Genomic DNA, 26,041 nt, shown 5'->3' with positions numbered 1-26,041 from the left:
TTCGCACTCTTTGTACCGTTTACTGGCCACGGCGTTCTTTGGCGTATGATGCCAGACAGGCGTCATTCAACCAAGCAACTAATGAGGGAACAACTAGGGAAAGTCGCGCTAAGAAAGGAGTATCTTTATATGTATCATGGGTTTGTGCTTTCAGTGTCAAAGACAATGACACAAACCGCGTATCTCTCATCAGTCTCGACACCACCCATTAATCGATCAATGACCAGACATCGATATAATCAGGTTTGGCAGGTTGTTCTAAATTACTTTTGCCCCAAAACTTGTTGCGACCGATCGACTACTCAGTTCACCTAATCGCTATTTGACTTACTTTTCCTCATGCTTGTAATGTGAGGGCAAGAAGCTAAGGGCAAAGGAATATAATGAAATACTTTATCTTGTTTTCAGCACTGGTTGGCTCACTACAAGCAAATGCATCATTCAAAAATAAAGATTGGTCTGATGATATGGAGGATATACATATCTATCATTCATACACATCGAAGTCATATGGATATGGCGATTATGTGAATTTCGGTATTGAGTGCAGAATTCATGAGGGAGACAGCAAAGGTAAGGTTGGCTTATCATTCTATGATAGTGGTGCAATTGCTACCCCAAACTCAAGTGTTAGATTAAGAGTCCGAGTTGATAAAAACACTGTATATAACCTCGAAGGATTTATGTATAGCAACTCCTATAGAGGTGGGCTTGTCAACCGTAATATTCCTGAAAAATTATGGGTTGAGATGAAATTAGGGAGCAGCATTAACCTAGAGGTGTATAACCACAATGAATTAAAAACTAAAGAAAAGTTAAGCCTTAATGGTTCAGCCAAAGCCATTGAACGCATATCTTCAAAGTGTAGTACTCCACTTGCCGACGATGTAAAACCTATATATAAATCAACAGCCTCAAACACACTTTCAGCAAAAAACAAAAAGAATATCAGCTCCGAAACAAGTGTTCGAGATAGGTTTGTTTCATCAGAAATGTTGAGATACAAAGAAATTTACATGCAAATGATTAAACAAAACCTTTTAGTGTCTCCTTCATACTCTTCAAAAGAATGTGAAATATCGATGAGACTGTCAACTAACGGGCTTGTGCTAGATGCAAGTGGCTATGGAGACAACAGTTATTGTAGAGCACTAAGAGCAGCGGTGGTAAAAGTCTCACAATTCCCAATGCCACACGACAAAGCTATTATTGAAAAACTTAGAAACGTAGATATGTCGTTTTAAAAACAAAGAACAGGTTTGTCCGATTATAGTCGAGTACATAAAGGTAATAACTCCGTAGCGCCGCTTTCGAGTCAGCCTATTGTCGGCAAGCATCTGCTGCTTATTTCTATGCGTATAATATTTAGTAGTCACACAATTGATCATGGCATACTGATTTAAATGTTTTGGATAGTCATATTACTCATAATCGCTATATGCGTCTTCCTGCCGGGCCTGTGGGTCAAGCATGTGATGGAAAAGTACAGACAGCCGGCTGATCGCTACCGCAAGCAGGGAAGTGGTGGTGAACTTGCTCGCCACCTGCTGGATAGCTTCGGCTTGGGTAACGTCGAGGTAGAGGAGACCTCTGCCGGTGATCACTATGATCCGGTCGCTAAGGCTGTGCGTCTGACGCCGGACAACTACTCAGGATACTCGCTGACGGCAGTGACTGTGGCCTCTCATGAAGTGGGGCATGCCATCCAGGATTCACGTGGAGAGTCCTTGTTTCTGGCGCGGCAGAAACTCGTAAAGACTGCCATGGTTGGTGAGCGTATTGCCGGAATGATGCTAGTGGCTGCTCCGCTTGTCCTAATGCTAACCCGCCTGCCGCAAGCGGGAGCGATAACGATAATGATTGGCATTGTTTCAATGGCACTAAGTACCATGGTGCACCTGTTGACTCTTCCGGTTGAGTTCGATGCCAGTTATGGCAAGGCTCTGCCGATCCTGCAGAAAGGCGGCTACCTGCACGATGGTGATCTGGAGCATGCGGAGAAAATTCTCAAGGCGGCGGCGCTGACCTATGTCGCTGCCTCGCTGACCAGCTTGTTAAACTTGGGGCGATGGGTCGCGGTGCTCCGTCGGTAATGGCTGCTTGATGCCAGAGGTTTAGCGAGTGCCATGTCATTGAGCAAGCGTGGTATCAACTCGGCGCACTAACCATTCGCTCTAGGAGACTCCCAAAAGCCTCGTAGCGCTCGGCACAACTTCTTGTGCCGCCCTTGAACTCAAACGTTACTTTTCCATACCTCATATTATCCGTTATCTTCTAAATTACTAAAATATCTAACACGGAAATGTCCACAACTGAGTTACGAGGTGGCCGACTCTATTTGTGATCACCAAGCGATTCTGTCGTATTCGATATAGGAATCCACGTATTAGCAAAGTGGCTAATCAATTCAAGTTAAGATGCGTATGTATACTCAGCGCCTTGTTGAGGGAGCGAGCCTTTAATGTTTGCGCACCAGTTGCCCTCAACGAGCTATCAACTTTATATAGCATTACAGAGCACCTGGGTTTTTAGTTGGTTGGTCTTACCTTTATATTCATCATTTAATAGCAAATTGGCAATGGCGAGAGTAGACCCTGTCGGTGTTCTTGATTTAAAAAAGAGGATCAAAATAGCTAAAGAAAAGCACCGAGAAGCTATACAATACTCGAGTTGCGAGATCGCAGCATGGGATACTCATTCACAGATAACCTCAAAGTAGCCACATATGTCTAAAGATTTTAGTTTCACCACAGAATACACCCTCGACAAGGCCTTTTTTGCAGAGTGTTATGATCAAACTAGCCGTCCTACTGAATTTCCAAAAGCCTATTTAAAAGGCATAATTTTTCTTCTTTTTGGTGTAATTTTATTAGGATTTGAGCTATTACCCAGCGGTTACGTTGGTTGGTTCTTTATTGTTTTGAGTGTTATTGAGGCGTTCAGTATTTATTTTAAGAGAACCTGGTGGTTATGGCGACAAACATTCAGCTCGGGCTCAGGCAGCAAAGTGGTATTTCAGGTTGACTCTAACGGTGTGAGTTATAAAAGCGGTAAAAACACCCGTAGCATCGCCTGGAGTGAAATCGACCAACTTGAACAAAGCGACTTAGGGTTTATCCTTCATATGGGTAAACAGCGCCAATATGTCAGTAAATCTTGCTTAAATGATGAAGTGATCGCGTTCATTGTAGAGCAGCACGCAGTATCAAAAATGAACTAACGTCATGCGCGCAAAATAGAGGTAATAAAACGAATACGGTCAGGTCTTTCATTTTGCTTTGATAAGAGTGGTTTAGTTCCTAGCTAGGTGTGTAGTGGATGAGAGGGTTTGGCCAGCTACAAGTAAGTTGGCTGAATGATTGTAATACTAGAACTAATTCGTAGAGTCAGAGTGTTCTATGGTTCGTGACGTGTTACAGCTAATAGTTATCTATCACCCTTATTGTTCAGGTGATCACCTAGCTTTCCAATACCTATAGTAATGGAGACAAGATACAAAATCTGACCCTATTATTCGGCTTTTGAAGGGTGATGGTTGTGGTAACGAGAAGTGTCTTAAGTCGTTGGCAAGCACGTCGTTAACCAATCAATAAAGGCTTTGTTCCTTGGCCTTGTTTGTTGCCCTTGAGGGCAGATCAAATAGTAACCGCGTCCTGAGGGTACGCTTTCAAAAGGCGCGATTAGCTCGTTCGTTTGCAGTTTTTCTTCTACTAGTGCGACTCTCCCCATCGCCATACCCATCGAGTAACTTGCTGCTGATATTGCCATCTCAGCATGGTTGATTAACACGCTCGCTTCAGGAATAACTAGCTTTTTGACTTGCTCATCTGTCTGCCCATCGAGCCAATACTTCCATTCATATTGCGGTTGGTTTGATTCAAGCGATTCTGAGCAATGAATCAAGGTTAAACCCCCAAAGCTATCAACTAGAAGCTGATTATTTTCAAACTGGCCACCTTTGAGATTGTTCTCTTTGAAATGAATAGCTCCGAGCTGGCTATCAAAATAGTCAGGAGAACAAACCGGAGTAATAAATTCATCAAACAACTTTTGGCTGAAAAACTCAGCGTGATGCCCTTCACTATAATAAATAGCCAAGTCCACCGGTTCGTGTTGAAAGTTTAGCGGACTCGCCTTCACTCTTAGCTTAATTTTCAAGTTAGGGTACATCGCTTGAAACTCAGGTAAGCGCTTTAGCAACCAACTTTGAGCAAAGGTCGGTGCAAGGCCAATGTACAGCTCGCCACTTAACTCCTTAAACTTAATATCGTCTATTTCAGAATAAATTAGATCAAAGGACTGGTTAAGTGCCTGTAACAACCGCTCCCCTTCCACCGTCAACTCTAGGCGCCTTGTCAGGCGCACAAACAACATAAAACCTAGCTCTTGCTCTAGCTGCTTGATTCGTTGACTCACCGCACCTTGAGAAATAAATAACTCTTCCGCTGCTTTGGTAAAGCTTAAAAACTTCGCCGCTACGCTAAACGTGTGCATGTTGGTGAACACTTGTTGTTTTCTACCCATTTGGACGGAATATTCCATTTATGAATTAGCATAACTAATCTATAGTAAACTTTGTTTGGTTTGTCGTGCCTCTTCAATGTGTATTTAATTAACTTAACTAATCCATAAAGAGCAAACCTCATATGAATAACCAACTTAAAATTACAATTATTGGTGCTGGCTCTAGTTACACTCCCGAGCTCATTGAAGGTCTCATTCATCGTAGCGGAGAGCTTCCTATTGGGCAGCTTTGGCTAGTCGATATCGAAGAAGGTTACGAAAAGGTGAACATCATCGGTGACCTAACACGCCGTATGCTTGCTAAAAACAATTTGGAGCACATTGAAGTTCACGTCACGCTTGATCGCAGAAAAGCGCTGAAAGATGCTGATTTTGTTTGTTCTCAGTTCCGTGCAGGCTGCCTAGAAGGTCGTATTCGTGATGAGCGTATTTCTCTAAAGTACGGCATGATTGGTCAAGAAACCAATGGTCTTGGTGGCTTTGCTAACGCTTGTCGTACAATTCCTATCGCGCTTAAAATTGCTCGTGAGATGGAAACATTGTGTCCCGATGCATGGTTACTCAATTTCACCAACCCATCAGGCATAGTGACAGAAGCGATTCTTAAGCACACCAAAGTGAAAGCGGTCGGCCTATGTAATGTGCCAGTGATCATGCAAAAAGGCATCGCCAAAATGCTTGATGTCAACGAGCAAGACTTTATCTTACAAGTGGCAGGTTTGAACCACTTCATTTTTGCTCGTCAGGTGCTGCTTAACGGTCAAGACAAACTGGAAGACATTGTTGATGAGATGCTGTCAGGTAACGATAAGCTTGTTCCAGCGAACATACCTGCATTCGAATGGCCAGAAAAGCTGTTGCGTAACATGGGGATGATTCCATGTGCTTACTTGCGCTACTACTACACCAGCCAAGATATCATGCAACAAGAAATCCAAGAGGCAGATGGTGAAGGTACACGTGGCGAAGTCGTTAAGGCAATGGAAGAGCGTTTATTCAATATCTACGCTAATCCAGATCTTAACGAGAAGCCAAAAGAGCTAGAAAAACGGGGCGGTCAATACTACTCAGAAGCAGCTTGTGAACTAATGAGTTCTATTCACAACGACAAACGTACTATCATGCACGTTAATACACGAAACAATGGCGCAATTGCAGGTCTTCCAGATGACTGCGCGGTTGAAGTAAGCAGCATGATCACTAAATCTGGCCCAGTGCCATTGAACGTTGCACCGTTCCCTTCAGATACATTGCGTCTGATTCAAACAATGAAAGATTTTGAATCGCTAACAGTTGAAGCAGCAGTAACAGGTGATCGTAATGCAGCACATCGAGCGCTAATTCTGAACCCATTGGTCACGACAGGCAGTATTTTAGAAGAAGCATTAAATGAAACCATTAACGCAAACTTAGGTTTTATGCCTCAGTTCAGTTAATCAACTACCTATCTATAGATTAGGGGCTGTGTTAGTGAACAGCCCCTTCTTTAACTCGCTGTTAAACTAACAGGGAGCCTTACCTTGTATTCATGGCCGCTTTATCTGCGCACTTTTTTCTTACCGCTACCTACTGTTTATTTGCGGCTAAAAGCTCTTCACTAATAACGTCGTCGACCTCAAAACCTTCACCTTGCTCACGTTCAAGTCGGACCTTATTCTTCTTTTCGATGACTTTGAGCACTCTTAATGGTTTCAATAGTTTCCAGAGGGTGTGCACCACGAATAAATTGAAATAATGCAAAGTTCACCCTGAGTAATAATGCCTCTGCACGGCTTAAGTACCTCATAATCCAAACATGAAGACAGTAGGTTCAAGACATGATGTTCTTTCTTAATGTATTCAAGCTCTCTGCTTTCGTTATATTGTTTAAGTACATAGGTTTATTCATTTGACCATCACCAGTATAACTAAGCTTTAAATCTTGAATGTATCCAAAATTATCTCTTCAACGTCGCGCCTGATCGCATCATCCATAGCTGGGTGGAAGCTTATCAAGGAGGGCGCAGGACTAACTTGAAAGGCTATATATTAGATATAGATTATTTAAAGCAGGTTCAAATTCGATTCGCCGAACAAAGTGAAGAGATTGCTGATGACTTTGGTATATTTAGTCAGCCAGAAGATTTCTATTCAATACATGGTAGTAATTAATCAGATATAAAAAAGTGATATTTCGATATGTACTCCGCCACTTAATGAACTGGAATAAGACTCGTACAAACGAAATTTCAAATAAAAGGTAACTTAAATAGAGAACAATGCTTCTATTAACTGGATTTATTTAGACCAAATCCAACATTAAAAACTTAATAGTTGAACTATGGGGTTTTGTGCCTATTCTCAAAAAGACACAAAAAAGATAAGATATTAATTAACTGCAATACTTTTATATAGTTAACTTCTAGCTGTTCAAGCCTGCTTTGGGTTATATTTTATGCATGCAATTGCACTGCCCGATGTTGCAATTAAGGATTCACCTAACAAAGGCGTATCACTTATGTTAACTAGCAATGCTTTTAACTTTATCGAGTACCTTGATTCCGGTGTAGATCCGCGCACCGGCTCCTATTCGGCTACCATTAATACACTGCAACTGATGGGCAACGATCTTTTGGGTCCCAACTTCAGTGGCAATCTCTCTTTCAGCTTTCTCAATGACTCAGATAGTGGCTTTGGATTAGGCTGGAGTTTACCCTCCGGCTTTTTCAACAAGCACACGAGTCAACTCACACTCACGGACGGCAGCAGCTTTCAAATCCGCTGGAATGGCGCTCTGGGGCGTTATAACATACCCTACAATAAATTAAAAAATCTGCGAGTATATTTTAAGAGAGAACTCAACACCAAAGATGGCGAGATTTTTGTTTATCATGCTGATGGTGAAATCGAGATCTATGATTACAATCGAGGTACGCTGCTGGAAAAAATATCTAGCTACGGCTACAAACTCACCTTCGACTACTATTCCCGCGATAATGTGCAGACGCTCTATCAGGTATCAGATGAAAAAGGGCTGACACTTCATTTCGATACCTGGTCCAATACTTGGCAGACTGTGATCAGCCTCTGGGATCACAGCCAAAAAATCTCAGAACTCACACTGTACCTGTCGCAATACGGGCCTGGTAAAGTGTTGGAATATGCTTCCCTTGCCAACCAGCCGGACAAATACATTACCTTTGAATATAAATACGTCTCTTCTAATTCTACTTTGCTGATCAGTGCCTGTACCTACCCTACAGGGCTAAGAGAAGAAATAACATATCGAGATTTTGGCTTTCACACCGCCAAGGACAGTCCCTTTGAAACTTTACCTCACGTGGCCAAGTATCGACGTGATCCCGGAAGCAGCCAGCCTGCGGCGATCCATACCTATCGCTATTCAGATAAAAATTTCTTGGGGTTTGGTGGCAGCTATAGCTATGTCGCCGGGGAAGACACCCTGTTTAAAGAGAATCGTGACTACCGCTATTGGTGTGAGGAAACCATTAACGGGAATCGAACTGTCTTCAGGGAGTACAATAAATATCACCTACAATTGAAAGAGCTTGTCCACCACTATAGTACCCTGTATCAGGATGTGGACTTTGAGTACTACTGTGACGAGAGCCTTAGCATTGATCGCCAACCTCCACAGTACACCTTCCTAAAACAAAAGCGGACTCGTTTGATCAATACCAGCGAGCGCACTTTGTTGGACAGTTTTGGCATCGATGAGTGGGGCAATGAAATCCGATCCGTCGCGGCCAACGGTACCGTGGTAGAGCACGAATATTTTCATGAAGATGGCGAAGCGCATATATCGGCCTCACAGCATGCCTTTCGTAATAAGATAAAGAAAACACTCACCTATAATCTTGGCGGCAGCGCCGAGGAGTTTAACACCCAGTACTTTGACTACCAACAGATTGCCACTGGGAGTTATGACCAGCTGGCTTGCTTATTAAAAAGCGAACGCATGGGCAGTACCCGTATTGATTACGAATATTACACCGACCCCAAAGACACAGTGCGTTTTGGTCGGAAAAAAACGGAACAAGTCAACATCAATGGTCAAATCACACGTTACGGCAATGATTACCAGGCCAGTAAAACGTATTATCAAATTGTATTGCAGATCCATTATTTTGACGGCAGCAACGAGGCCAAATATGAGCGCTTTGACAAATATACCGGCAACGTGATCGAAAGGCAGGAAAATGAAGCCTTAACCATCAAAATCCAATGGAGTGACCAGCAACGAGTAATCGCCGAACAGCTATTTCATCGCGGTCAGTTCCATTCAGAGGTGCGTTATAACACTAGAACCGGCAAAGATCAAAATCGCACTACGGAAATACAAGCTAACGGCATGAATCTGAACACCGATCTAAATAATGAGGGTGCCGAAATCCGCCGGAGTACTGTGTTAGAAGGCTGGGATTACCCCTTGTCCAGTTCGGCGTATAACGCCGACGGAGAAAAAGTAACCGTCACCCAATATGAGCACTTTGATACCAACATACTCGAACTGACTTTCCGGCTTGATTATGACATCTGGGGGGAGATCAAGAGTGTTATTCACCCAACAGGAATGGTTGAACATTCAGTGTTCGATCCTATTCAGAATATTCAAAGCCGATGGGTAGAGGGCCTCAACCGTCGAGTGCAATCCTTTAACGACAGTGATCAACTAATACAGGAAATAGTCTACGACAGTACAGGGCAGCAATTATACGACACCCACAACGAGTATGACGAACGTGCCTTACTGGCCCGTACCACCACCTCCCTAGGTGCGCAGATAGAATACAGCTATGACGTTCTCGAGCGTGTGATCGAACGCCGAGTTCATGCTGACGGCTCGGTGATGACCGAGACCTATTACTATGATCCTCGGTTTAACGAGGGAAAAATCACCGCAGTTGCCATCAATGGGGTGATTATCGCAGAGAGGGGTTACGATGCTAGGGGGCGCACAGTGATGAAGCGGTACAACGGTTGCGAATACCGTTACCAGAATTTTGACGTCAACGGTCACCCCCAGATCATTATCGAACCAGCGGGCCGAACCCGTCTCCTACAATACGACGAAGTTAATGAACAGGTGATCCGCAGTGAAGTACTCGGGGACACCAAATCACTTACACAATTCAGCTATGACGACTATGGCCAGCGCATTAACGACGCCAATGCCAACAGTGACTCCCGCTACACGTGGGATCTGCTAGGGAACCTGAAAAGTATAACGCTCTCTGTCTTAAACCAGTCTCCATTGGTGGCAAATTTTGAGCACTCTCTGTCCGGTAGCCTGCTAAACAGCAGCGATTTTGCAGCGACCGACACCCGATACAAATTCGATGAGTATGGTCGGCCTGTCATCACCCGCGTAATCGCGGGCCAGCGTACTCTGGTTTGCGAAACCGAGTTCGATATCTATTCGCGGCCAACCAAATATCAGTTTTCCGATGACCGAAATAGGGCCGAATTGATCATTGATTATGGCCCTGCGGGCCAAGAGCTGCGCCGTCAATGGCGGACCAATGGTAAAATCAGCTTGGTTATTGAAAATAAATATGATCATACCTTGCGGCTGATCCAGCGAAGTACCCAATTTGAAGAGCAGTACAACCATGAACAGTTCAGCTACGACCAGCTCGGTCGGCTCAAGGTCTTCACCGTCAGCGGTGATTGTTTGCCGACAGATCGTTGGGGCAATGAGATCCTGCATCAGGTATTCAGCTATGACGAGTTTAACAATATTGCTCAAGTGATCACCGATTTTGCTCAGGGTGCTAGCAATACTGAACGCTATCGTTACGACATCACCAACCCCATGCGGTTGGTGACCATAGAACACAGTCGGGCAGACTTTTCCAATCAGGAGTTTGAATATGACGCTTGGGGCAACCAAACACTGGGAACCGATGGGATCCGTTTGAGTTACAACAGCAACGATAAGGTTGAGGCCATCCACTCATCTCAGAAACAACTTATTCGCCAGTATCTTTACAGTGCCCACGACGAGCAGATATATGCTAAAGACGGAATCAACAGCGCGCAACTGTTCAATGCCTATGGGCAGCTCGTAACAGTCAGAAATGATACAGCAACAGCCAGCTTGCAGTCTTTTGGGGCAACCAGTGCATTACGGACACGCTATGACAGTAACTCGGTTGAATTCGATCTGGAACGCCAATCTGTCAACGGCGATCACCTGGGTAATGCCCTCGCCCCGACCCAAACCAAAACCTATACCCCGTTTGGACAATCGACTAAAGGAAGCAAACTATGACAAACCTAAGCAGACGTAAATTTATCAAAAACGCCTCACTGTCGTTAGCTGGTGCTTCCTTCGCTCCCTCAATTCCTATAAATGCCATGATGCTCGATAAAACTACCGATATTGTCTGGGAGCTGAGCCAATTCGGATTTCAGGGCCACCGGCTGGAAGCCAAGGTTGACCTCTACCATACGGGAAATGGTTACCGGCTGTACGATCCCGCCCAGCGTCGTTTTACCCAGTACGATCGAGAGATGGCCCCGTTCGGCTTGGGCGGACTGAACGGTTATACCTATGTTATGAACGACCCCATCAACCAGATTGATCCGGAAGGGCGTTTTAACATCAGTGGCTTTTTCAGGGCACTGCTCGGGATCATTTTAGGTGTCGCCGTGACAGTCTCTACCATCCTCTCTGGGGGAGCAGCTATCATCGTCGCAGGTGGGGTCTTCACCGGAGTCGCCGGTGTGGTTTCGGGTATGAAAGATATGACCTCAGCCATCTTGGACAGTGAGCACTCAGCGCAACGAGGCTTGGCCATCGCCTCTGGGGTTACCTCTCTGGTCTCAGCGCTTGTCGGCAATGGTAAAGGACTTGCATCGGCCTTAGGCAATGGCGCTAAGGTCTCTGGATTGGCGCAAAACGCGTCCAACTTTACCAGAATCACAGGCTTCGCCAGTAATAATCTGGGCAAACAGCTGTCCCATGCTGGCAAGGGCAAATTAGGGGGGGTAGCCGCAGGTTTAGCGGGGGCTGTCGGCTCCACCACAAGTTTAGCTGGTACGGTCCAAGACGATGAAAAAATCAAGTTAGCCGGCGGGGTTATTCAGTTCACCAGCGGCATGGTTAGCGGCGGTCTAACAAACAAGGGGAACCTCAGTAAAACCACCGACACATTTGGTAAAACGCACTACTTTATCGACCCAAAAAAACGAATTGACCAGCGTGTTGACTGGGCCAAGCGAGGCTTCTCCGTGAGTAAGGATCCCCGTTCGATTATAGAAAGAGGGATAGGGTTAAATGATACCTCGGATCCTGAGAGAAGCAACAATCACGACACTACCCAGCCCGAGAAAATATTCGCTGGCCGCAACCTACAAGCGGGTAGCCAGAACAGTATCATGCGGCTTGAGGCCATAGCCAAAAATAGCTTGCAGCGCTTTACGGATTACCAGCGCCATACCTTGAACGACGTCAGCCTAAACCAGTCCCGTTTCGGCGGCGAAAATGTAGTAGGGGCTTGGTGAGGCTCAAGCTATATGATGCTTTGAAGTGTTGCAAAATAGCTTCCCTCCCTAAAGGGGAAGCTAAACTCACTAAAAGTTAATAAGGATGTAATATGAAGCAGATTAAACTTCTTTGGCTCGTCAGTGTTACGGCTGGCCTAATGCTTTTTTCCACCTTTGCAACCGCAGTACCTGGAGGTCCTCCGGGTGATGGGATCTATTCGGTATCTCTACGTACTCACGCCAACCAGAGTAAGATTTACGCCAATGGCAATATGCAACTGGGCTTGGATGTATTCTACGAGCTGGAAGACGGTGAGTCGTTAAATAAGATCGAATTGCTGAAGTTTCCCACCTTGCAGCCGATTTCTCAGCTGGGGATTAATATCGATACCAGTCCCAATGAGTATCTAAAGCAAATCGGATCAGCCCCCCGGCTTCTGGCGTCAACTCAGGTTGAAACCAACCAGCAGCGGTACCTGAGAACCGACAATATATCAAAAGTAGAGGTGTGCGTGAAAGTGACCACCAAGTCTGGCAAGAGCAAAGATAGTTGTAACCTTTCTATTGCTAACGGGGTGATCGTCCTAGATGCAGTAAGGCCTGTACTTTATGATATGGATGACTATCAAATTTCTGGTTCCTACGAAGGCTGGCGCGGTCAGGATATCCATTTCCTCTCTATTGCCAAGCGTTCACAAAATATGCCGGACATTATCATGATCGATCATCCTGTTATTAAGCGAGACATGTATCACCCTGGTGATCAATATGCGGTCGGTAATATCCATTTTAATACCAACCATTGGAGCCAGTTAAAAGGCTTCCTCGTTGGGCCCAATATATCCCAAATCACACTTTGGGAGTCACGCAACAATTATGACATTAGAGATACTATCACTACTCGTGCTTTCACCCGGCTCGATGAAAGTTACAAGTCACGATACCAATTTGGTTTGTTGCTCAATTACACACACAAGCAGAACAATACATACACAACGGAATTGGTCGATGGCCATCTCTGTGCAACAGTGTGGAGTGCTCCGCGTCGTACCTGGGTCTGCTCCTACAACAATTGGGGCAATTCTGCATCTTTCAGGAACATGAACCACTTAGCTCCCCTAGCACTAGGGGGGCGCGGCAGTCCAACCCGGCAAATGACAGAGGTTGACATGTATGATGAATATGGCACCAGACAGGCGTTTACCTTCTTGTTCGACAGGGATATTTCATCCGGCGTCTGGGGGTTACCAGCCATTGAAATATACATGTAGGCTTGAATAGTAGAAATTTAAAGAGAAGAAGGTAAATATACAATCAGACGTACATCTTTTTGCGGCTGTTTCAGCGCTAGCTCGATCACAGCGTAGGCCAACAGGGCAACCCTTTAGAAATACCCAGAGATACTGTGGCCATTATCATAGAAGTAATGGCCACTCATTGACACGCTGTTAATCTATAAGGGGGAGAACCCTACCTTGTATTCATAGGTATTTATTGCGTGCTTTTTTCTTACCGCTGCCTGCTGGCTTTGCCATTGGCTTATTTGCAGCTAAGAGTTCTTCACTGATAACGTCATCGACCTCAAAACCTTCAACTTGCTCACGTTCAAGTCGGATTTTATTCTTCTTTTCGATGACTTTGAAATGATGATAATCTTCATAATCGAGCAGTGATAATGCTAAGCCGACTTCACCCGCACGGCCACTACGACCGATGCGGTGCATATAGTCTGCAGGGCTTCTTGGTAAATCAAAGTTGATCACCACTGGTAATTTTTCGATGTCTAAACCACGAGCAGCAATATCTGTTGCAATTAATACTTCAATTTCGCCCGATTTAAATGCCTCAAGCACACGACTACGTGCACCCTGCCCTTTGTCACCGTGGAACACTTCAGCATTAATGCCACGTTTGTGAAGCTTATCCGCTAAGTGTTCACAGCTTTTTTTAGCATTAACGAAGATCAGTGCTTGTCGCCATTGATGCTGTTGGATCAAATGTGCGAGTACGGCTGTTTTTTCACCTTTGTTAACAGTGAAAACGCGCTGTACTAATGTGCTCGCATCAGCACTTTGCAGTTGAATTTCAACAGGATCGTTAAGTAACTCTTGAGTTAACGTCTGTACTTTTTCAGGGAAGGTCGCAGAGAACAATAGCGTCTGCTTTTTCTTTGGCAATAATGCCAACAGCTCAGATAGCTCTTCAGTAAAGCCTAGGCTTAACATACGATCGGCTTCATCAAGCACTAAGGTTTTAACCCTATCGAGCTTAATAGCATTACTTGAAATTAAATCGAGTAATCGGCCAGGCGTTGCCACCAAAATATCAGTACCACCGCGCAGGGCGAGCATTTGAGTATTCGCTGACACACCACCAAAAACAGCAACCGTTTTAATCGCGCCGTTAAAATGTACCGCATAAGATTTAATGCTGTCTGCAACTTGCTTCGCTAGTTCACGAGTAGGGACTAAAATCAGCCCAGTAACATAGTTACCTTTACTGGTTTTGTTACTCTGTGTGTTGTCCGCATATAAGTGCTGCAACATAGGCAATGCAAAGCTAGCCGTTTTACCCGAACCGGTATTCGCCCCAGCAATTAAATCACGCCCTTCTAATACACTTGGGATAGCTTGCGCTTGAATGGGCGTTGGCTGTTGATATTCCAGCTCAGTCAATCGAGCTAACAAGGGTGGAATAAGGCCAAGTTCTGTAAAATTGGCAGGCGTTGTGACAGTGGTCATTAATATAAAAGGCTCAAAGCTAAAAAATAATCCGCTATTTTAGCGTATTTATGCCTGTTAAGTTAGTGAATTCGGTCGCCCCCTCCGGAATGTCATTCCCCGTATAGATCGAATTTAACTGGGTATGGGTATTGATATGTCTCCTACAAAATCGAATCCGTATTACTACCAGCAAAAATAATAGCCCTAACAAGCTGTTGCCCATCGACATGTTTGAACGCTTCGCTTAAAACATACTTGGTTGCTTTGCGTTTTAAGTCGCATTTTTTTCAGAGAATCACTTCTATACTGAGGGTAATCCGACTGAAGAGGTAATGCCTATGCTAAATGAAAATCATGCCTTCATCTTAGATTTCCCTGATCTTAAATTAGATATTGTTCAGCTCAACCACGACGACCCAACATTTAAAGCCGATCTTCAGCAGTATCATGAGCTGGATTATGATATCCGCCAGCTGGAGATCTCAGGCAGCCCTATTGATGATGACAGCATGCATAACCTGAAGCTTCAACGTATGACATTAAAAGACATGCTATATAAGCAGCTAACCAAGCATCATGAGCAGGCAAGCACCTAACCCACCTGAACATACAAAGCCTATATATAAAGCACTTGTGCCGTTGCAACGACAAACGTTGCAACGCCTAAAGCACTTAAGTGACTAGCGACTAGCGACTCAATTCATTCTCTTACCTCTCTACTTACTCCGTAAAAAAGCAATTTACTACGAACAAAAACAATCTGAACGCTGTAATAGCATGTAATAACGCCACTGAATGCTTGGAGCTATGATTTTTATCAGAGCCTTATAGCACCACGTACTAATGCAGTCCAAGGCACTAAACATCCATTTATGGAGAATTAAAATGTTTGGTTCGTTATTGAATAGTATTCAGGGAATTAATAGTAAATCTGTAAGCAGCTCTGAGGCAGGTATAGAAGAAGTTCTTAAAAGTCTCCCCGCTAATTTAAAACAGAATGAAGAATATTTCATCAATGTGATCGCTCGTTCGATCGAACTTCTAAAGTCCGAAACCGAAGTGTTAACCCTGCCAACCATTAACTTAAACCTATCGAAAGAAAACGCCCTACCACAGTTTATGGACGAATGGGAGAAAACAGCGCAAGATGGCACAACTATTTATTTGCAAGACTATGCTGAACGCGGTGAGAATAACCGCAAAAAGAAAGCCTATTTTTCTGCCTTAACTCCAGATTTATTTAACGACGCTTATCGCGAAAAAGTCAGCTGTTTTTTTGAACAACTACTTGATAAGGACAATGTCGATAAACCTATTATGTCCAATTATCAAAATAGTTATCTTGACCTTTTTTGGTCTTTGCATCTGGATGTAATGCCGAATGATATCCCCGATTATGCCAAAGGTATCGGCCTAAATTTCATGAACTGTCTGGCACTAGTGACGCCTCTCGTGCCATTGAGTGAAGAAAATGCAATAGATCGTATGCATTCCTATTATAAAAGTTATATGTACGTCCGAGAAAACCGCAGCAAATTAGACCGCTGGATCAAACCTCATGTAGACACCATTGTCGCCAACCCTGATAAATATACTAATACTTTTGTCCACTATTGGGATATCAACGGTGATAAGAACATGGCCGGTGGGCACTTTGAGAAAAACGATATCGTGTTTGAGTGCTTCCACAATTTTCTTGCGCTTAACCAGTGGGGCAACGTTATCTATAACATTATGAATTTATTAAGAGAGGATAATAACGAACCACAAGCTCTCCAAATTCAGGCGTATCATCAGGAACTGATGAGTGGGGACTATAATGTTAACGATGGCGACTTTACCAAGCTAGACTATTTTGTGTTTGATCTACTGCGGGCCATTATGCCAAATGATGGCAGCATTTCTCGCGCAAAGTACGACGGAAAAATCAATCAATTCACCGATACCTTAAATATTCATGACCATAATCAGGTCAAGTTAGCAGACGGTCGTACTATCGAAAACAATGCCTATGGCACGACATATAGCAGCCATTCTGGAGGGCAATGCCCTGTCGCTGAAACAGCAGGTTATTCACCGTTCGGCTTTGGCTACCACCGCTGCCCCGGGGAGTTATTTACCGCAAATATATTCAAGATATTCCTTATTACTGCATGGGACAACGATATAGGTTTTAAATTAAATGAAGGCACCACTCATAAACCGATAGCAGTCGCTCCAGCTGCATTTGTACCTGACAACATTACTTTCATTGTTAAATCTTAACTGGCTTTACAATAAAGGGGGGAGTTCTATTAGCCAAGTATACAGTAAGAAACATGAAAACCAATCTCCATCAGAGGTCATAGATGGCGGGCTCTCATGTCAGCCCCCATAGCAACATCTGGCTTTCTTTATCATCCAAATCTTCCTTTATCTTCTGTTGGTAGAACTCAAGTTGCTGATAACTTTTATCAGAAATCCCCCACTTCCGATATTCGTTGTGCGTTAATTGAAAAAGATCCGCGACTGAATGACATCTTGCTAAGCCTTGGTTATCAAACAGTGCTGCTATCGAAATTAAAAAAGCGAAATAGTCATGTTCACGCTTGGCAACCAGAGCCGCTTGTGGATAACGAAATGATGGGCTGAATTGGCTAAATCCTCTTTCTTGCCATTGTTCATTAACGCGCCGCATATTTGAAAAGTCGATTAACGTTGCCTGACTTCCCTCCATGAATATGATATTACTCGGTTTAATATCGCCATGTACCAACCCTTCACGATGGAATAGTTCTAAATTATTTAAAGCGGCCTCTACGTATTTAGCCAGTGCTAGCCGATAGTGCTGCTTACCTTGATGCTCGTTGAACCAATCAGATGCTGAACGCCCCGGTATAAAACTCGTTATCAAAGTGCACATGTTCGCATTTTTATAAAATGACAAGCATTGTGGTATGTGTACATTGATGTATTTTAACCGATTTAGCCAATGCGCCTCCTTTTGTAACGCGTAAGCACTTTCTAAGGTTTCACCAAACTTCACTCGGTAAGACTGCTGCTTACCCTCGACAAGCAAGCAACATCGACCAATTAGCGTTCGTCGACCTTCCGGTAGTATTTCCTCAAGCCATGCAGGATAAAGACTGTCACTCATAATTTTTCTGGTAACTCTAACCCTTGGAAAAACCGCGGTGAGAATGGTTGCTCTCGCCCGTTCGACTTCACGATAAGATTGACGTAATTATTATCCGCCAAATATTGCCAAGCTAAGTTGTCCGTCCCGACAATATTCGAACCTTGCATCTTATCTGCCACTCTGAACCATCCCCATTCACCGGCAAGTTTCTCTCGGGTATCTGCCCCGTTATTATCACTGGTGACAATAGATATATCACTGATACCATTACTCACTATCGGCCAACTTTGTTTACGCCACAATAATGGTCCGTTTTTATACTCAAACAATCTATTACCAGACTCGATTGAAAAGCGAGTTAATGACGGCGACATACGCTCTGCTTTTAATAAAAACTCAAAGCCAACTTTATCGTTAGAAAAAATGCCACGCTGTAGCCGCTGGACTGTTGCCTCCAAAGGGGGAAACTGATTAGAGACAATCATATTTTGGTGGGGAATAAAGCCGCGTATTACCGTTTCGCCAAAGCCTCCGGAATCAAAGTAACCATCATATTTTTGTACAAAGCTGTCGAACAACCCACCCCGCTTAAAGAAATCTTCGAAGTCGCTAATTGAAGTATCAAACATCGACTGTTTATCAAATGGGTAACGACCTTTGAAACGCTTGTTATAGAACCGATAAATGCTATCCCAATCGTCATTGATGTAAGTTCGTGAAGCGCTCAAAGCCAGCTCATTAATCATCAACGCCTGCCCTCTCATTAGAATAGGGAGGATAGGATCATCATAGTTATTAGATAACTTATACAAATGCGCGATTGGCGTGCTGGTATCTGCATTTTTAAGCTGTTCTAGGTAATATTCACCACGGCTTCTCACTTCCTTTGAGTTTTCTATCCATTCAAGTGATAGTCGTAACTGTTTTAATGCTACGGCTAACTTACTTTGGCCAGTATCACCCGCAGCAAGCAATTGGTGAATATTCAAAAATGGCATGGCGATCGAGTTCGCGACGCGTTCAATAGTATCGCTACGTAACGCATTGGGATTTTCTCCACCCTCTGCCTTTTCCTCTGAAATTAAATCTGCTCTATTGGCAAGGCGTGTATGGGTATCAATAAGTCGATAGAGTTGCGCCAAAGGTGAATAAAGTGGGTCGGTAGCCACTTCAAGTTGAATGGTAGTCTCGCCCCAAGTCGTTACCTCAGCCCAAACCACATTGGCTGTTAGTGACTTCCAGAATTTCACATAATCATTAATATAGCGCTCGCGTAGCTGACGATTAATACGGTTCATTTCCGCTTCACCGCTAATACGCCCCATAACACCTTCATAAGCTTGAGTCGCCTCAGACGCCAACTGCAAGCCTGTCTCATTGGTCAGTTCATCAAAGCCTTCACGCGTAAACACATAAGGCACAAGGTAGCCACTAAAACCCGGCGTGAAGGTAAATATTGATTTATATGCTGGAGAGAGTTGTTTACGTATATCAATCCGGCGAGAGAAATTAGGGTGCTGCATTATGTGTTGATACAACAGCTCACTCATGTCATTTAAAGAAAGTGAAGCTCTCACTAATGCTAACAGCTCCGCATCTGATTGCGGAGGGACTGCACCACTATTTAAAGCATCCATCGCAAGTGATTCAAAATGCTCAAGAAGAACGGCATCACCTTCTCCTTCTTCTTTCAGCGCCGCAATATAATAGCTAACCAAAGCGCCGACATCCCGTCTGTTCGGGTTATACAAAAGCTGGTGATAATTGAGCAACTCAAGTGTTTTCACTTTATCGTCTAACGAGTTATAAACGAACATATCCTTTAAGATATAGTCTCTCATTATTGTTAAAAGCACAGAATTCAGCTCTTGATAATACGCACTTTCAACATATGTTTTTATGCTCGAGTCTGGTAACCATTCTGATAAGTCATACCATGGTGTTTCATCTTTTTGATAGAGCAGATTAATTGCACGTAGCTCTGATAAGCTAAAAACCGGCGAAGAAAGATCGTCGGGCACAATCGCATTGTTTTTTAAGTTCTCTTTATAACGCTCAAGCATTACAAGCGCTTTATTATCCATTTTTTGCTGACTTTCATAACTTGCTTGCAGTAACAAAACGAAACCTGAAAGCACTAAAGCCAAGCAAGCCAAAATAGCAATTCGAGAGAAACGATAACGCCATTCTTTGGCACGATAGACGCCCACCAAGTTGGCTTCATTAATAATACAGCTACGAAACAGTTTTTTGCTGAATAAGCTTAAGCTGGTTTCTATCGCTGGATCAGATGCGAGGCTATCAAAGCCCAGCTCTGCTGCATTCATAAAAGTCAGTATGTCTGTCGCGGTAGACTCACCACCAGCGTTCAATAAGAAGTACCCTCTGAAATGTAAAACAACATCATCAAATTGGTGCTGGTTAAACGTCGTTGCCAAAAAATCTTCAATATCAAACCGGATCGCTGATAGCTGGAAAATACCAGATACCGTGGATTCACGGTAATCATCATTAAGCTGCTGTTTCAACGCTTCACTCATTGTCACTGACAAGCGCTGGATCAAGTCATCAAACGAGGTATCAAACCAGTCTTTATCGTAGCCACTCCCTTGTATTGCTGGCCTTAGTGCGCCAAAGGGTTGTTCTCGGTCGACTTCACTCAGTGTTGAAAAAAGCTCACAACAATCCTTTATGCCAGCCAGGTGAGTAAAGATACAGTAAGTAGGAATAGACAAACCAGTACGGCTATTAAAGTCAGCTAAATAGCCTCTATATTTCAAACTTGTTTCATTTACCGCAATTTCATCACTTTGTGCGAGTGTCTTAAGGTTTAATGTACATAAAACACCATTAATAGCTTGGCGCTCCCTCTTTTTCATGACTAAGTCGAAAAGAGTCGCAATGCTTTCTTTAACGGTTTCCTGAGGGTGGCTCAAATCTATTGATATCAAAACGGCATTATCAGAGCCCCAGAAATGCACTGGGCTTAAAGTCTCATCCGGCACCTCAGATGATTCAACGGCTTCAAAGCCAACCTGACGAAGGAAGGTAGTATCCTCACTCAAGTTATTAGTTAAATGAACATACCAAGGTATTTGATATGGGTTCGCGTTCAAGCCCGAATGATTTTTCCATATGACTGAAAACCGGCTTTTTATCGCTTGAGCCTGCCGTTGTTGCCGCTTGACGTTATCTTCATCGATAACAGGTTTAGGGCGACGTAAAAAATAGAACATCCCCCCTCCTACCAGTGCCATTTCGAGCACAATCGCAATAACTTCCAAGCTCAACAGCCATTGAGGTGTGAGGCTATACCAGCCCAATAGCCACAAGGCGGCACATGTTATGCCAGCAGTAGCCAATGCCAGCAACGATGAAAATATAATAGCTTTGCTTTTTCCCATCACATCACCTACTAACGCTTCTCACTAAAAATGAACGCATCTTCTATCCCTTGTTGCTTTGCGGTCGCAAGAGTCTGAATCGCCACTTCCTTATTTTGGGCGATACTCAGTAGTCGATACTTCCCTCCCCATTCACCGATTGAGGTATTGGGGATCGCCTTTTCATATTGTGATTGAAACCTCTCAACATTCTGCCGTGTATTAAACGTGGCAAGCTGTACCGCCCATACTTGTGAGCCCACTGTCATTGCTTCAGGGGTTGAGACTGGTATTGCTGGTTGTAAACCCGCTGAACGACCCATATCAGCAGGTGTGCTCGTGTAGATGTATTCATTGTCCTGAGCACTTTCTATCCGATAGAAATCATCTGTAAAGTCAGTTAACTGTGTAAACGGCGTCGCTTTTTGTGGCGCAATACTCTCATACCAATAGTGCAATCCACCCCATAGGCAGCAGACCAGAACAATAAATGTCACGATAAATCGACTTATTTTTATTGGCTTCTGCGGCCGCTGACTTTGTCCTGCTTGCTCAGTATCTGTAGTAATTGGGGCAACTCTGTCAGACTGTGTATACAATCGTTTCTTTGCAAAGACTGCTTCTTCCAATCGGTTAAGGATAGTATTTAGCTGCTCGCGGCCATCAACTCTGAACCGACCTTTAAAGCCAACTTTTAGTAGAATAAAAATAAGCTCTAGCAAATCCACCAGCAAAACAGGCTGCAGTAATGCTCTTTCTGCCACAATATAAAACTGCTCACCGCCATTTTTGATCCCAAAGAGCTCGCTGACTAAACTCTGGTTTTCCCAGCCAGCAGCTTCTCCCCATGGCGAGTGAACAATTTGCTCGTCCAACATTGCAGCAAACATAAAGCACGTTTTATCCGCTACTGATGGTGGATATTCCAGTTTGGCAATTTTATATTTAAGTTCCGTAATGGCTTGTTTTAGCTCAGCTCTAAACGCAAAGAGATCCTCGGGGCATTGCATGCGTTTTACACTTACTGCAAAAGAGAGCAAGTCCGAGCTTTCGCTTAATAATCGATTCTCAAAAGGCTGTCCATTTTGCTGCGCAAACATGTAGCGCGCTTTATTCTTCAACACATTTGCATGTGATAAGGATATCCCCTGCGTACCCTGTTTACTTTTAGTCTCAGGGCGAACAGCTGCAAGCGTAATGGTTTCTTCATCAAACAAATCATTCATAATTTAACCCAATGCGTAGAGTTTGATCTGCAGTTCGGGAATTCGACTATCTACATGCAGCGCTATCGGCTCTCGATTCGTTTTAAGCTGCTGCCAATACTCATGCGATGGGTCGATATCGAAATAGGCAACATCGGCTTGCGCCTTCAGCTCTGTTGGTGCAACAGGAAGAGCATTGACGTTTACACCTGATTGGCCATTGCGCACCAGTTCCACTATCTGGCTTAAACCACTTAACGTGCAGCAACTCGGAAAGGTTTGTACCAACTCACCCGTCCCAACGGATGACTGTACCGATAAGACAAAGCGCTTCCCTTCTAGCTGGTTGATATTTGGAATTGAAAGCCTTAGCAAACGGCGTTTATTGAAAAGTGTTGTATCCCAATCAAACTCTGTGACATTGTCACTTTGAACCATCGATAGCTTTTCTCTAAGTTCAGCGAATAGTCCAGAGAAGACATTGGCCAAATTTTCCCTCGATAACGTTTTTGGCGGTACTGCTATCGCGGGAGCGAAGCTATCCAATTCCGCAGAGAAAGCAACGAGCCCTTCATATAACACTTCAACCTGTGTTTCTGGTTGTTCCAATTTAAGGTGGAACCAAGGCAGCCAACGATTCAACGTTTGTAACCAAAGAAACTCCCTCATCAGACTCAAGTCACTCTTGGTTTTCTGACCTGCGCCAATACGCTGTACAACGTCTTTGGCTTTGACTTGACTAAGAATATACAACTCTTTAAACCGCTCTTTTAGCAATGGCGAGGCACCGTACTGCAGGCAGGTGGGGATAAAGCTTTTATCGAGCAATACCTCACCGTCATCTTTACGCTCAAGGATCTTGGCAATAGGTAGCAAAGTAAGCCCTGTGACATCATCACCTTCAATAACAAGGCGGATATTCGGCTCAGCAAGTTGCGCATCTATCGCACTTTGTCCCGAATCACTGACGTCAAATAAGTTGCTATGTGATACGGCATACCTGCGTAGTTCGGAAGCTTCACCGTATTCGTTCTCTCCATCGACGGAGAGCGGTAACCCAAGATAAACCCGCTGGTTCAACGTTCCTTCTGGCACTTCAAGAAGAAGTTCTTTTGCATAATCAAACAGCGTACCATCAGGAAAAATCCCGCAGCATTTCACCACACCAAACTTACCAAGTTTCAGATAGTTAGACTCAATGTCCAATATCGACACTCCAAAACGTTGACCGCTAGAGGCTAATGACATGTATTTTTGAATATATTGATTAGTATGACGATCTTGTTGTTGAAAGTGCTGTGGGGCGATAAACATCCCCTCTTTCCATACCACTTTATTTTGACGTTTCAAAAGTAATACTCCTTAAAAAACATTCCACCAGGAATTCTCAACGGGTTGAGATACTTMCACCTTATTACTCGTGATACGTATAATGAGCGGATAATCTTCCGGTTTTTCCACTATTGCGGTATACGCTTTAGGGGTTGCCGATTCATAGTTTGCAAACTCAGCCAACACTGCAATGAACTTGGTTTGTTGTTGAACTTCTAATTTAAATGTTCTTTCTTCACCAGGAATAACTGGTTCAACAACCGTAGAGTCAATCAGTGAGTCAGACAAAACAGTTTTATCTGACTCGTATAGCGTAATAAAATCTGATTTTTGAAAATTACCCGTGTCAGCTAATTGGTATACGCGGATAATAACAGGGCGTGACTGGCCATCTTCAAAAACATTGATATCTTCAGAAGCGGCTAGCTGGACTGAAATATCAAGTGTTGGCATAAATACTGTCTTATCATTCGAACTGCACCCAAATAATAAACTGAAGATAACTAACAATGCGCTATATATAACGGCTTTATTTTTCATCATCTCTTCTCGCTCAATTCTTCAAATAAAATTGATGAAAACAGACGGTAAAATTCTCGACGTTCATGCTTTCGATGAAATTGCTTTTTATATAGCGCCCAGTATTTTTTTTCTTTGTTTCCCCAGCCAGTAATATAATCATCGAACTCCTCTTCAAGCTGAGAAGGGTTAAAGCTATCTAAAAACCGTTCTAACGTCGCCTCTATCGAGACAACCAATTTCTCTCTGTCTATCGATGATGATAAGTTTCTTTCCTGTTGTGCAATGATGGCATTCAAGCGTTTGATACTATTCTGTAATTCGTCTGAATAGCAACTGTCAGATAGGGTTAAGGCCTGAGCGTTGGCCAATGTCCGTTCTGAGTCTTCTTCCACCATGACAACCTCGTCAGGCTGAGTGGTTTTCTGTGCTTCCCAACTCTCATCTTCGTCAAACGGATCGAAACCATACAGGTCATCACCGAGTATATTTTCAGAGGAAAAAGGATCCGGTACTGTCTGGGATAGATGACCTGCTTTTTGTTTCACTACGTTGGCGTGAGTACCTAATACTATATCCTGAAAATCCTCATCAAGATTATTAATATTAAAAGGCGATAGTTTCTCTTCTACCTGATGCGATTCGTGCCCATTGCTATTGTTACTGTTACTGTTACTGTTACTGTTACTGTTAAATAAAGCATCGACATCGCTAACAAGTAAGGTATATTCTCCCAGCTCTAATTTATCGCCATCACTTAATTTTTGATTAACACCTTTACCTAACAATACACCATTAATGAATAACCCGTTTGTGCTACGGTCAATAACCTGAAATCCTCCTAATGGATGCGGGCGTATTTCAGCATGCACTCTTGATAATGTTTTATTGAAGTCTTCAAGCTGAATCGTACACTCATACGACCGCCCCAAAGTACCACCACTAGATGGTAATGAAACTTGTCGACTATTTACTTGCTCATCTTCAGGCGTTGCTATTAATTGAAAGCTAATGGTCATGCGATTATTCCTTCTTTATTTCACCTGCACTGTTCCATGGCAAGGTTGAAGCGATTTAAAAAAGCAGGCTTGCCTACCAAAAAAGCTTTTGAAAAATGCACCATTAAGTCTTGCTTGTTCGTTCTTATTTTCTTGAAGTAATCGAGTGGAATTCCCGCTTTAACCATTGCCTCTTCAAATACCAGCTCATATTCATAAGCAACATCTAGCTCTCCTTGCCACAGCATTTGCAAGAGAGAATCTGCATCCCTCGGTTTTTTTATGACATTGTACCCCTCTTTTTTTAACGATAACCATTTGTTGGTATTGTATTTAACACCATATCTTAAGCTATATTTTGCCGTTTCATCGTTCAGGTCTCCTCTCACTCCCGGACTAACAAACCATGCAAGGTTTTCAGAAACGATAGGGCTAGAAGATTGAGCATACGACGCACGTTTTGCATTCGCTGAACCTGAAAAGAAACCGTGAGCTTGGCCTGTTTCTACCAGCAACTGCGCTTTATCCCAGCGCATCATTCTGATTTCATACGGCTGCCCCATCTTTCGAAAAGTACATTTCACACGATGAACAGCAACTCCCCCAATCGTGCCATTCTCATCGACAGTTTGATAAGGCGACCAATTCTGAGTTGCCAGTACAACTCGCTCTACCGCATTCGCGGCAAAGCAGATCAGGCAAATCAGAACAGCTACGACTCCTTTCAACATACGCTTTAGCACTCCCT

Annotated in this window: 20 protein-coding genes; 9 read left to right on the top strand and 11 right to left on the bottom strand. The window is 43.6% G+C overall.

What is annotated here, in order from left to right:
* Window positions 1–19: 19 nt before the first annotated feature.
* Window positions 20–190 carry a hypothetical protein gene (locus L4D78_RS11985; RefSeq protein WP_428467137.1) on the bottom strand — a complete coding sequence of 57 codons (171 nt, stop codon included), beginning with the start codon at window positions 188–190 and terminating at the stop codon, window positions 20–22.
* Window positions 191–383: 193 nt separating this feature from the next.
* On the opposite strand from L4D78_RS11985, the gene tolA reads away from it, so the two are divergent.
* From tolA to L4D78_RS11970, 3 genes are all read left to right on the top strand, one after another.
* Window positions 384–1,244 (top strand): cell envelope integrity protein TolA, encoded by an 861-nt coding sequence (gene tolA / locus L4D78_RS11980; protein WP_428467136.1) that lies wholly within the window; start codon window positions 384–386, stop codon window positions 1,242–1,244.
* A 159-nt stretch (window positions 1,245–1,403) separates the two neighbouring features.
* Window positions 1,404–2,093, top strand: coding sequence for a zinc metallopeptidase (locus L4D78_RS11975; protein ID WP_428467135.1), 690 nt, complete (start codon window positions 1,404–1,406; stop codon window positions 2,091–2,093).
* Between the two features lie 632 nt (window positions 2,094–2,725).
* Entirely contained in the window at window positions 2,726–3,220 is a 495-nt protein-coding gene (locus L4D78_RS11970) for a YcxB family protein (RefSeq protein ID WP_428467134.1), read from the top strand.
* Between the two features lie 335 nt (window positions 3,221–3,555).
* Here L4D78_RS11970 and L4D78_RS11965 read toward each other — a convergent pair whose 3' ends face one another.
* Window positions 3,556–4,524 (bottom strand): LysR substrate-binding domain-containing protein, encoded by a 969-nt coding sequence (locus tag L4D78_RS11965; protein WP_428467133.1) that lies wholly within the window; start codon window positions 4,522–4,524, stop codon window positions 3,556–3,558.
* 122 nt (window positions 4,525–4,646) lie between these two features.
* Here L4D78_RS11965 and L4D78_RS11960 point away from each other — a divergent pair, with 122 nt between their 5' ends.
* Window positions 4,647–5,960 carry a 6-phospho-beta-glucosidase gene (locus tag L4D78_RS11960; RefSeq protein ID WP_428467132.1) on the top strand — a complete coding sequence of 438 codons (1,314 nt, stop codon included), beginning with the start codon at window positions 4,647–4,649 and terminating at the stop codon, window positions 5,958–5,960.
* A gap of 130 nt (window positions 5,961–6,090) precedes the next feature.
* On the opposite strand, the gene L4D78_RS11955 is transcribed toward L4D78_RS11960, so the two are convergent.
* Entirely contained in the window at window positions 6,091–6,219 is a 129-nt protein-coding gene (locus L4D78_RS11955; protein WP_428467155.1) for a hypothetical protein, read from the bottom strand.
* Window positions 6,220–6,958: 739 nt separating this feature from the next.
* Between L4D78_RS11955 and L4D78_RS11950 the strand changes: the two genes are divergently transcribed.
* The 3 genes from L4D78_RS11950 to L4D78_RS11940 all read left to right on the top strand — a co-directional run bounded on the left by L4D78_RS11950 (window position 6,959) and on the right by L4D78_RS11940 (window position 13,286).
* The gene (locus L4D78_RS11950) at window positions 6,959–10,798 is read left to right on the top strand and encodes an RHS repeat domain-containing protein (RefSeq protein WP_428467131.1); all 3,840 of its coding nucleotides are present in this window, start codon (window positions 6,959–6,961) and stop codon (window positions 10,796–10,798) included.
* Window positions 10,795–12,033 carry an RHS repeat-associated core domain-containing protein gene (locus tag L4D78_RS11945; RefSeq protein WP_428467130.1) on the top strand — a complete coding sequence of 413 codons (1,239 nt, stop codon included), beginning with the start codon at window positions 10,795–10,797 and terminating at the stop codon, window positions 12,031–12,033. The genes L4D78_RS11950 and L4D78_RS11945 overlap by 4 nt, the downstream gene beginning before the upstream one ends.
* Window positions 12,034–12,125: 92 nt before the next feature.
* Window positions 12,126–13,286: a hypothetical protein gene (locus L4D78_RS11940; RefSeq protein ID WP_428467129.1), complete on the top strand. Its 1,161-nt coding sequence runs from the start codon at window positions 12,126–12,128 to the stop codon at window positions 13,284–13,286.
* Window positions 13,287–13,496: 210 nt separating this feature from the next.
* Here the strand turns inward: L4D78_RS11940 and L4D78_RS11935 are convergent, their stop codons facing one another.
* Entirely contained in the window at window positions 13,497–14,756 is a 1,260-nt protein-coding gene (locus tag L4D78_RS11935) for a DEAD/DEAH box helicase (protein WP_428467128.1), read from the bottom strand.
* Window positions 14,757–15,076: 320 nt separating this feature from the next.
* Here L4D78_RS11935 and L4D78_RS11930 point away from each other — a divergent pair, with 320 nt between their 5' ends.
* The gene (locus L4D78_RS11930; protein WP_428467127.1) at window positions 15,077–15,334 is read left to right on the top strand and encodes an HP1242/YdcH family protein; all 258 of its coding nucleotides are present in this window, start codon (window positions 15,077–15,079) and stop codon (window positions 15,332–15,334) included.
* A 289-nt stretch (window positions 15,335–15,623) separates the two neighbouring features.
* The gene (locus tag L4D78_RS11925; RefSeq protein ID WP_428467126.1) at window positions 15,624–17,003 is read left to right on the top strand and encodes a hypothetical protein; all 1,380 of its coding nucleotides are present in this window, start codon (window positions 15,624–15,626) and stop codon (window positions 17,001–17,003) included.
* Window positions 17,004–17,097: 94 nt separating this feature from the next.
* Here the strand turns inward: L4D78_RS11925 and L4D78_RS11920 are convergent, their stop codons facing one another.
* From L4D78_RS11920 to L4D78_RS11890, 7 genes are read right to left on the bottom strand one after another with little or no spacing between them, the layout of a single operon-like run.
* On the bottom strand, window positions 17,098–17,874 hold the full coding sequence (locus tag L4D78_RS11920) for a protein kinase domain-containing protein (RefSeq protein WP_428467125.1): 777 nt from the start codon (window positions 17,872–17,874) through the stop codon (window positions 17,098–17,100).
* A complete protein-coding gene (gene tssM, locus L4D78_RS11915; RefSeq protein ID WP_428467124.1) occupies window positions 17,871–21,260 on the bottom strand; it encodes a type VI secretion system membrane subunit TssM in 3,390 nt (1,129 codons plus the stop codon). Before tssM ends, L4D78_RS11920 begins: the two co-directional genes overlap by 4 nt.
* An 11-nt stretch (window positions 21,261–21,271) precedes the next feature.
* On the bottom strand, window positions 21,272–22,465 hold the full coding sequence (gene icmH / locus L4D78_RS11910) for a type IVB secretion system protein IcmH/DotU (RefSeq protein ID WP_428467123.1): 1,194 nt from the start codon (window positions 22,463–22,465) through the stop codon (window positions 21,272–21,274).
* 3 nt (window positions 22,466–22,468) lie between these two features.
* Window positions 22,469–23,794 (bottom strand): type VI secretion system baseplate subunit TssK, encoded by a 1,326-nt coding sequence (gene tssK / locus L4D78_RS11905; protein ID WP_428467122.1) that lies wholly within the window; start codon window positions 23,792–23,794, stop codon window positions 22,469–22,471.
* Between the two features lie 12 nt (window positions 23,795–23,806).
* Entirely contained in the window at window positions 23,807–24,319 is a 513-nt protein-coding gene (tssJ, locus tag L4D78_RS11900) for a type VI secretion system lipoprotein TssJ (RefSeq protein ID WP_428467121.1), read from the bottom strand.
* Complete coding sequence (locus L4D78_RS11895; RefSeq protein ID WP_428467120.1) at window positions 24,316–25,314, bottom strand: FHA domain-containing protein; 999 nt, start codon at window positions 25,312–25,314, stop codon at window positions 24,316–24,318. Before L4D78_RS11895 ends, tssJ begins: the two co-directional genes overlap by 4 nt.
* A 20-nt stretch (window positions 25,315–25,334) precedes the next feature.
* Window positions 25,335–26,024: a substrate-binding periplasmic protein gene (locus tag L4D78_RS11890; RefSeq protein ID WP_428467119.1), complete on the bottom strand. Its 690-nt coding sequence runs from the start codon at window positions 26,022–26,024 to the stop codon at window positions 25,335–25,337.
* Between the last annotated feature and the right edge of the window lie 17 nt (window positions 26,025–26,041).

Source organism: Photobacterium minamisatsumaniensis (genome assembly GCF_050336695.1).
In the GTDB taxonomy this organism is placed as follows: Bacteria; Pseudomonadota; Gammaproteobacteria; order Enterobacterales; family Vibrionaceae; genus Photobacterium; species Photobacterium minamisatsumaniensis.
The sequence above is the reverse complement of the archived record's forward strand: the minus strand, read 5'-3'. Positions and strand labels throughout refer to the sequence as shown.